The sequence below is a fragment of the Romboutsia sp. genome, assembly GCF_035470145.1.
Lineage (GTDB): Bacteria > Bacillota > Clostridia > Peptostreptococcales > Peptostreptococcaceae > Romboutsia_D.
This window is the reverse complement of the sequence record NZ_DATIRC010000289.1, coordinates 1-9,835: the sequence shown is the minus strand read 5'-3', so window position 1 is coordinate 9,835 and position 9,835 is coordinate 1. Positions and strand designations below refer to the sequence as shown.

Below are 9,835 nucleotides of genomic sequence, written 5' to 3'. Positions count from 1 at the left end.
ATCTATACTCAATAGTATGTAAAACTCCAATAAGTTCAATAAAAAATAGTGTTGAGACATCATCAAATTTTCTATTTATAATATTTATTCCTATAATCGCATTAAGCATATTTATGGCGATATGGTTTTCAAATAAATTTACTAAGCCAATAATACAATTAACTCACATAAGCAATAAAATATCTGATTTAGACTTTGATGAAAAAGTACATATATATACCAATGATGAAATTGAAGTATTAGGAAACAGTATAAATACATTATCTTCCAAAATAAAAAATACAATGGATGATTTAAAAGCTAAGAATGAAGAATTAGAAATACTAATAAATAATAAAATAAAACAAGAAAAATTAAAAAGAGAATTTGTATCTAGTGTTTCTCATGAACTTAAAACACCTATAACAGTTATACATGGATATGCTGAAGGACTTAGAAGTAACATTTTAGATAGTGAAGAAGATAAGCAATACTATATAGATGTTATATGTGAAGAAAGCGAAAAAATGGGAATAATGGTAAATGATTTACTATACTTATATAAACTAGAATCTAATACCTTTAAGATTGTAAAAGGTAAATTAAATATATCTGACTTAATAAAAAGCGTAGTTAAAAAACATGAAATTATATTAAAAGATAAAGAGATAAATATATATTTAGACTTACAAGAAGCTTATATATTAGGAGATAAAATAAGATTAGAACAAGTTTTAAATAATTTACTTGATAATGCAATAAATCATATTGATGCAAAAAAACAAATTAAAATCTCTACTAAATTAATAAATAATAATATATACATAGGGGTATATAACAGTGGAGAAACAATAAAGGAAAATAATTTAGAAAAAATATGGTACTCCTTTGTAAGACTAGATAAAGTAAGAAATTCTAATGATAATAGAATAGGATTAGGACTATCTATTGTAAGAGAAATACTAAACCTTCATGATGGAATATATGGAGTAGAAAATAAAAAAGATGGTGTAGAATTTTGGATTGAATTAAAAAAAATTGATTTGTAACATTGATGTGACATTACACGCCTATAATAAAGATAACAACAGATAAATTATTAGGAGGTAATATTTATGAAAAAATCATTAATAGCTTTAGGAGTAGTATCATTATTAGGATTAGGAGCATTTACAATGGATGTTAGTGCAAGTGATCAAAATACAGATTCTAAAATTATAGCTGACGCTGATAATCAAGAAGACACTAGACGAAATAATAGACAAAGAAACAATATGTGTAGAAATTTAACTGAAGAACAACTATCTCTTATAGAAAAAGGTTACAATGAGTTAACTCAAGAAGAAAAAGGTATATATGATAAGTATCATAGACAGCCTAAAAGAGATTTAAGTGAAGAACAATTAAATGAGTATCATAAAATTCAAGATAAGGTACATAAATATATGGGTGAAGAATTTATAGCTCAAATGAAAGAAAGAAGAGAACAAAGAAAAATACACAGGCAACAAAGACAAAATAATCAAGGTCAAGGAAACGGTTCTTGTAATCAATAAATAGAGAATGTAGATAGATTTGTGTAAAAACAAATCTATCTACATTCCCTATTTGTATTAATTATAAAAGGCTTATCCTTATAATTTAGTAACTGCATTAAGCTTCTCAAAATCCAGTATAGTAATCTTTCCTCTTTGAGATGTCAAAATATCCTTATTCTTAAAATCAGCAAGCATCCTACTTACAACCTCTCTACTAGTTCCAAGTTCTTGGGCTATTTTTTCCTGAGTCAAATATAAAAACTTACTATTATTAGTTTTTTGTGAAGTTAAAAGTAAGTGCTTAGCAATTCTGACATCAATTCTTTCAAATGCAATTTCTTCTAAAACTTCTAATACATCATTGAATTTAGAGTAAAGATTTTTAAAAATATACTTTTGAAATTCTAGAGTATTATAAACATACTTATTGAATATATTACTTGGAATAAATGCTATTGTAGCAGGTTCTATAACTTCTGCAAAAGCAGGATAAGAATCACTGCTAAGCATACAAGACATAGATAAATAGCAAGTATCTCCAGAATTTAATTTATATAATGTAGCTTCTCTACCTTTATCTGATAGCTTATAAACCCTTATAGCCCCATCTATTATAAGAGAAAATCCCAGACAAGAAGATCCTTCATGTATTAAGGTATAATCACTATCAAAATTTTTTACTATTAATGAAGATTTGATAATATCCTTAGCTTCTTGATTTAATGTATCTAAAAATGGATATAAATCTCTCAAATCATTCCAAATATTCATAAAATACCTCCCAAAATAAATAACTATAATCTATAAAAAATACTAAAATAATACTACTTATATAAAATAGAGCACATTAGTAGTATAGTTATGTGACAAAGTCACAGAACTATATCTAAATATATCATATAATTTAAATATATTAAACAAAGGAATAATTAAATAAATTATAAATTTAACAATAAAAGTTAAATCTAAATAATAGATAAAAATTAATTTAAGCATTAAAAATAAATCATTAAAAAGGAGAGGTTACTATGTCTAAAAAAGTTATTATAGTAGGGGGAGTAGCTGGAGGTGCGTCTACAGCTGCCAGATTAAGACGTTTAGATGAAAATATAGAAATAATAATGTTTGAAAAAGGTGAATATATATCTTTTGCAAACTGTGGTCTTCCGTATTATATAGGAGGGACTATAAATGAAAGAGATAAGTTAATAGTCCAAACAGTAGAAGCTATGAGTTCAAAGTTTAATTTAGATATAAGAAATTTAAGCGAAGTCGTAGGTATAGATAAAGAAGCTAAAAAAGTGACTGTTAAAAATCATAATACTGGTGAAAGTTATGAGGAAACGTATGATATATTAGTTTTATCTCCAGGAGCGAACCCTATAAAACCACCTATTGAAGGTATAAATGAATGTAATAACTTATTCACACTAAGAAATATACCAGATACAGATAAAGTTAAGGAATATGTAGACAATAAAAAGCCGAAGCATGCAGTGGTAATAGGTGGAGGATTTATAGGCCTTGAAATGGCAGAAAACCTTCATGATAGAGGTATAGAACTTACTTTAGTCGAAGCAAGTGACCAAGTTATGGCACCACTTGATATAGAAATGGTAAGTATAGTTCATGACCATTTAATAGATAAAGGTGTAAAATTAATATTAAAAGATGGAGTTAAGTCATTTGCTAACAACGGAAAGAAAGTAATATTAAGCAGTGGTAAAGAAATAGATACAGATATGATAATTTTATCTATAGGTGTAAAACCAGAAACTACTATCGCTAAAGGAGCTGGAATTAAGCTAAATGAAAGAGGTGCTATAATAGTTGATGACTATATGAAAACTTCAGATGAAAACATATATGCATTAGGTGATGCAGTAGAAATTATGGACTTTGTAAACCAACATCCAACAATGATACCTCTAGCATGGCCTGCTAATAGACAAGGAAGAATAGTTGCAGATAATATATGTGGAAGAAATGTTAAGTATAAAGGGACATTAGGTTCATCTGTTGCTAAAGTATTTGATTATACAGTTGCAACTACAGGAAATAATGAAAAAACTTTAAAAAGACTTGGTATAGATTATAAAGTAGTTCATATACATCCAGGTTCTCATGCAGGATACTATCCAGGTTCATTCCCTATAGCTCTTAAAATGACATTTGATTCTAAAACAGGAAAAATATTTGGGGCACAAGGTGTAGGTATGGATGGAGTTGAAAAACGTATAGACGTTTTAGCTACAGCTATAAAAGGTGGACTTACTGTCTTTGATTTACCAGATGTAGAAACTTGTTATGCACCACCATACAACTCAGCTAAAGACCCAGTTAATATGTTAGGATACTATGCATCTAATATATTAGAAGATATGGTAGATACTGTTCAGTGGAGTGAAGTTGACGATATAGCAAAAAAAGGTGGAGTAATAATAGATGTAAGAGAAGAATTTGAACTAGTGACTGGTGTTATGCCAAATACTATACACATACCATTAGGGCAGTTAAGAGATAGATTAAATGAAATACCAAAAGATAAGAAATTATATACTACATGTCAAGTTGGACTTAGAGGATATATTGCTTGTAGATTGTTAGAGCAACATGGATTTAAGTGTACTAACATAGATGGTGGAATTAAAACTTATCAATTTGTAAAAAGAGCAGAGGAAAGCTTAGCTAAACAAAATATAAATAATGAGGTAGTAGCTATGAAATTAGAAAATTTAGATATAACTGAAATAAATGCACATGTTAGTTTAGATGCTTGTGGACTTCAATGTCCAGGTCCTATTAGAAGAGTATTTGAAGAGATAAATAAAATGCAAGAGGGGCAAATACTAGAAGTAAAGGCAAGTGATCCAGGATTTGCAAAAGATATAGCAGCTTGGTGTGAAAAAACAAGAAACACTTTATTAAAAGCGGAATTTGATAAGTCTAAAAAAGCTTTTGTAGCAACAATAAAAAAAGGAACTGGTGGATTAGTAGCCAATCCTAGTTGTTCTATAACTCAGACTGATAAAAATGGAGCAACCCTAGTAGTATTTAGTGGAGATTTAGATAAAGCTATAGCATCATTTATAATAGCAACAGGTGCTGCATCTATGGGTAAAGAAGTAACAATGTTCTTTACATTCTGGGGACTTAACATATTAAAGAGTAAAGACAAGCCTAAGGTTAGCAAAGATACTATGGAAAAAATGTTTGATGTGATGCTACCATCTCATACTGGTAAACTTCCACTATCTCAAATGAACATGGGTGGAATGGGACCTAAGATGATAAGTCAAATAATGAAAAAGCATAATGTTGATGATTTAGATACTTTAATGAAAAATGCAATAGATATGGGTGTTAAAGTAGTAGCATGTGCTATGAGTATGGATTTAATGGGAATAAAAGCAGAAGAATTTATAGATGGAGTAGAAATAGGAGGAGTAGCTTCTTACTTAGCTTCTACTGAAGATTCAGGACTTAACTTATTCATATAAGAAATAAATTATCTTATAATAAATATAAATAAAATCGAGTAGGAGTTAAATAAAATAATTATTTAGCTCCTACTCGATTTACAACAAAGTTTTATTTGATTTTTATCTAATGATAATCTCTATCTACTGTAATGATGCAATTATAATTAGGATGAATGTCCTTGATAGATTTAGTCATATACTCTTTAAGCTTTTCATCAGGTATAGTATTTTCATGAAAAACTACAATATCAAAAACTAAATTCTTACTATCACCACTTCCAACTACTCTAAAATCATGCATTGATTTAATACTAGGATGACTCTCGATTATTTTTTCGACTTCTTCCCTTACAGTAGATACTTCTTCCGTTTCAACACATATCGGATCCATATGAATTACTAAATGCACTTTCAAATCTCTAGATATTTCTCTCTCAGCTTTATCTATAACATCGTGTATAGTCATAATATTAATACTGGCAGGAATCTCAGCATGTATAGAAGCAATACATCTTCCAACTCCATAATTATGCACTATTAAATCATGAACTCCAGTTATATGTTTATAAGATAAAACACGTTCATTAATAGAACTAACAAGTTCAGGGTCAGCTGCTTCTCCAAGTAAAGGACTTATCGTTTCTTTTACTAATGAAAATCCAGCATAAAGTATAGCTAGTGAAACTAATACACCTATATACCCATCTATTGGTAAAGTAGTAAATTTAGCTGCTAAGAAAGATATTACAACACAGCTTGAAGTAAATACATCTCCTAAAGCATCTACAGAAGCTGCTTTTAATGCTGATGAATTTATTTTATTACCAACAAAATTATTAAATCTACTTATCCAGAATTTAGCTAATATAGATATAGCTAAAAGAAGGAAAGGTATAAATTGAAATTTAATAGGTGAGGGATTTAGTATCCTTTCTATTGAAGATTTAATAAATTGAACTCCAACAAGCATAACCATAAATGCAACAATTAAAGCAGATATATATTCTAACCTACCGTGTCCAAAAGGATGCTCTTTATCAGGTGGAATGCTAGCTAACTTAAAACCAACTATAGTTATTATAGAAGAAGCCATATCTGAAAAATTATTAAATGCATCTGCAGTAATTGCGATACTAGTAGTTAATAACCCCACTGAAATTTTCACTATAAATAGCAATAAATTAATAACTATACCAACTATACCAGCTAAGTATCCATATTTATTTCTAACATCTTCTTTTTGGATGTTTTCGCTATCTTTAATAAAAAATTCAACTAAAATTTTAGAAAACATATAAAATAAATTCTCCTTTCTAAGTTAATATTTAGTTTTTACATATAAAAAAAGAATACTACAGTTATTATATTACATATTTTGCAAATTAAAAATACTATTTACATATAGGTTTCTTTATAATATCTTTTTAATAATGTATATTTATGGTATAATAAAATTTTGATGAAAGCTAAAAATAAATATATACAATTTTAGGAGGACATTAAGGTGGCAAATACATTTTACATAGTAAGACATGGACAAACCAACTGGAACATATTAGGTAAAACTCAAGGACATGGAAACTCTGATCTTACAAAAACAGGAGAAGTACAAGCACAAGAATTAGCACAAGCTATGGTTAATTATCCAATAGATTATATATATAGTAGTGACTTAGGAAGAGCCGTACAAACTGCACAGATAGTAGGAGAAAAAATAGGTATAGAGGTAGAAAAAACTAGTGCTTTAAGAGAAATGGGATTTGGTGTATGGGAAGGTCTTTTAATAGAAGAAATAAAAAAAGATCATGCCAACACTTATGACACATGGAGAAATGAGCCTCACTTAGTAGATATACCACAAGGTGAAACTCTTCATATAATAAAAGAAAGAGTAGACAACTTTATAAAAGAAATAAATGAAAAATATGACAATAAGCACATACTATTTGTAAGTCATTCAGTAACAGTAAGAGTAATGTTATTATCATTCTTAAATTCAGGTATGGAAAACATATATAGAATTAAGCAAGACAATACTGCTTTAAATGTAGTGGAATATAGAGATTATGGGCCAGTAGTTATAAAAATGAATGATACAAGCCATATAAAGAATAACGAAAAAATAAATAACTCAGCATTAGAGTAAGGAGTAATTTTATGTCTAAAATAATAGTAGTTGGAGGTGGACCATCAGGGATGATGGCAGCTCTTACAGCTTCAAAAAATAATCATGAAGTTATATTAATAGAACGTAATGAAGAACTAGGTAAGAAGCTTAAAGTTACTGGTGGAGGAAGATGTAATATCACTAATAATAGAGATATAGAAGATTTCTTTGAAAAAGTAGTAACTAATAGAAAATTTTTATATAGTAGTTTTTATACTTTTACAAATCGTGATTTGTTATCTTACTTTGAATCTAACAACTTAGAGTATAAAATAGAAGAAGATAATGACCATAAGATTTATACAAAATCTGATAAATCAGAAGAAGTAATAGAAACTCTTAAAAATGATTTAATAAAAAATAAAGTAAAAATACTATATAATAAAAAGGTTGTAAACATTATAGTAAAAGATGAAAGTGTAATCGGAGTAAAAACAGAAGATGGTGATAAGATATTAGGCGATAAAGTTATAATATCTACAGGTGGCAAAAGCTACCCTCACACAGGTTCTGATGGAATGATGTATGATGTTTTAAGAAAGTACAATCATACACTAAATAAAATATATCCAGCTTTAACACCTCTTACAATAAAAGAAGGATGGATTAAAAACTTACAAGGTATTTCTATGCAAAACGTAGAAATTTCTTGTAAAATTAAAAAGAAAAAAATATCTAAAATAGGTGATATGTTATTTGCACACTTTGGATTAACAGGTCCATGTGTCTTAAAACTATCATCTCATATAAATAAATATATAGAAGAAAATGAGTTAGAGTTAAATATAGACTTTTTACCAGATACTAGCTTTGATGAAATATCTAATATAATAAGAGAAAATCCTAATAAAAATGTAATAAACAATTTAAAAGGATTATTACCTCAAAATTTCTTGAAAGAGGTATTTAACTTATTATCATTAACTGATAAAAAGGCGAATGAACTATCAAAAGCTGATGAACTTAAAATAATAGAATATATCAAAAATATGAAACTAACATGTAACGGAAGTAAGGGTATAAAAACTTCTCAAGTTACTTGTGGTGGAATATCTGTTAAGGAAATAAATTCATCAACTATGGAATCGAAAATTATAAAAAATCTATTACTTACAGGGGAGGTAATAGATATAGATGCAGAAACTGGTGGATATAATCTGCAAATAGCTTTCTCAACGGGGTATCTTGCTGGAATAAGCGTGTAGGTGATTATATGAAAGTATTAGCAATAAGAGGTGCTACAACTGTAGTATCTAATAATAAAGAAGATATACTAAATGAAAGTGCAAAATTGATACAAACTATAATAATAGAAAACTTATTAGATTTAGATGATATAATAAGTATGTGTTTTACAATGACAAATGACTTAGACAAAGTATATCCTTCTGTAGCAGTTAGAGAGATTTTAAATATAACAGACATTCCAATGCTTAACTTTGAAGAAAAGTATATAGAAGGTAGTCTAAGAATGTGTATTAGAGTTATTATGTATGTAAATAGTGAAAAATCTAAAAAAGATATAAAACATATTTACTTAAATGATTCCAAAGATTTAAGAAAAGATTTAGTAGAAATACAATTATAATTTTGAAATTCAAATTATATGGTAATATATAAGTAGGAGAAATTATTATGAATAATTTAGTAATAGCAGTAGATGGACCAGCAGGAGCAGGTAAAAGTACAATAGCTAAGATAGTAGCAAAGAAGTTAAATATAAATTACATAGATACAGGAGCAATGTATAGAGCTATAACATATAAATGTCTTAAAAATAATATAGATATTAACAATGAAGATGAAATAATAAAAATAGCAAAAGATACTGATATAGATTTTAGAGATAATAACATCTATTTAGATGGGCAAATAGTAAACGAAGAAATAAGAACTATGGAAGTTAGTAATAATGTATCTAATGTTGCTAAGGTTAAAGAAGTAAGATACTTAATGGTAGATGTTCAAAGAGAAATAGGAAAAAGAAATTCAGTTATATTAGATGGAAGAGATATTGGTTCTTACGTATTTCCCAATGCACATTATAAATTCTTTTTAGTTGCAACACCACATGAAAGAGGAACTAGACGTCATAAAGAATTAACAGAAAAAGGATATGAAGTTAGTCTTGACGAAATAATAAATGATATAATAAAAAGAGATGAAATAGATTCAAATAGAGAATTTGCACCACTTGTTAAAGCAAATGATGCTATTGAAATAGATACTACTGGAAAAAGTATTGATGCAGTTGTAGATTCAGTATTATCTAAGATAAATATATAAAAAATTAATATAAAGCACAATATACATAATTAATTAAAATAACTTAATTAATTATGTATATTGGTAATGAAGGGAGATAATTGTGAGTTTTTATAATTTTATAATAAAGGCATTTAAGTGTTTTTCAAATGTATTTTTTAAATACAAAGTAATAGGAGCGGAAAATATTCCAAATGAAGGTAATGTAATAATAGCTTCAAATCATAAATCAAACCTAGATCCAATATTTTTAGCAGCAGCAGTAGAAAATAGAACAGTTGCAGCAATTGCAAAGCAAGAGCTTTTTAAATTAAAACCACTTGCATTTGTGCTAAAAAAATTAAATGTTATACCTATAAACAGAGAAAAGCCTGATGTATCAACAATAAAAAATATTTTAAAAG

10 protein-coding genes are annotated in these 9,835 nt (G+C 27.6%); 8 read left to right on the top strand and 2 right to left on the bottom strand.

Features of this window, described 5'->3' with window-relative positions; translation table 11 throughout:
• Window positions 1-1,028: HAMP domain-containing sensor histidine kinase (locus VLM92_RS11870; protein ID WP_325276546.1), on the top strand; the 1,028-nt coding region annotated here is incomplete at its 5' end.
• 66 nt (window positions 1,029-1,094) lie between these two features.
• Complete coding sequence (locus VLM92_RS11865) at window positions 1,095-1,535, top strand: hypothetical protein (RefSeq protein WP_325276545.1); 441 nt, start codon at window positions 1,095-1,097, stop codon at window positions 1,533-1,535.
• 78 nt (window positions 1,536-1,613) lie between these two features.
• Here the strand turns inward: VLM92_RS11865 and VLM92_RS11860 are convergent, their stop codons facing one another.
• Window positions 1,614-2,288 (bottom strand): Crp/Fnr family transcriptional regulator, encoded by a 675-nt coding sequence (locus tag VLM92_RS11860; protein WP_325276544.1) that lies wholly within the window; start codon window positions 2,286-2,288, stop codon window positions 1,614-1,616.
• A gap of 257 nt (window positions 2,289-2,545) precedes the next feature.
• Between VLM92_RS11860 and cdr the strand changes: the two genes are divergently transcribed.
• Window positions 2,546-5,017, top strand: coding sequence for a CoA-disulfide reductase (gene cdr, locus VLM92_RS11855; RefSeq protein ID WP_325276543.1), 2,472 nt, complete (start codon window positions 2,546-2,548; stop codon window positions 5,015-5,017).
• 106 nt (window positions 5,018-5,123) lie between these two features.
• Here cdr and VLM92_RS11850 read toward each other — a convergent pair whose 3' ends face one another.
• The gene (locus VLM92_RS11850) at window positions 5,124-6,293 is read right to left on the bottom strand and encodes a cation diffusion facilitator family transporter (protein WP_325276542.1); all 1,170 of its coding nucleotides are present in this window, start codon (window positions 6,291-6,293) and stop codon (window positions 5,124-5,126) included.
• Window positions 6,294-6,503: 210 nt separating this feature from the next.
• Between VLM92_RS11850 and VLM92_RS11845 the strand changes: the two genes are divergently transcribed.
• The 5 genes from VLM92_RS11845 to VLM92_RS11825 form a co-directional block, all read left to right on the top strand.
• The gene (locus VLM92_RS11845) at window positions 6,504-7,145 is read left to right on the top strand and encodes a histidine phosphatase family protein (RefSeq protein WP_325276541.1); all 642 of its coding nucleotides are present in this window, start codon (window positions 6,504-6,506) and stop codon (window positions 7,143-7,145) included.
• Window positions 7,146-7,156: 11 nt separating this feature from the next.
• Window positions 7,157-8,371 carry an NAD(P)/FAD-dependent oxidoreductase gene (locus tag VLM92_RS11840; RefSeq protein ID WP_325276540.1) on the top strand — a complete coding sequence of 405 codons (1,215 nt, stop codon included), beginning with the start codon at window positions 7,157-7,159 and terminating at the stop codon, window positions 8,369-8,371.
• 8 nt (window positions 8,372-8,379) lie between these two features.
• The gene (gene aroH / locus VLM92_RS11835; protein WP_325276539.1) at window positions 8,380-8,754 is read left to right on the top strand and encodes a chorismate mutase; all 375 of its coding nucleotides are present in this window, start codon (window positions 8,380-8,382) and stop codon (window positions 8,752-8,754) included.
• A gap of 47 nt (window positions 8,755-8,801) precedes the next feature.
• Complete coding sequence (gene cmk / locus VLM92_RS11830; RefSeq protein WP_325276538.1) at window positions 8,802-9,452, top strand: (d)CMP kinase; 651 nt, start codon at window positions 8,802-8,804, stop codon at window positions 9,450-9,452.
• 82 nt (window positions 9,453-9,534) lie between these two features.
• On the top strand, window positions 9,535-9,835 hold a 301-nt coding region (locus VLM92_RS11825; protein ID WP_325276537.1), incomplete at its 3' end, for a lysophospholipid acyltransferase family protein.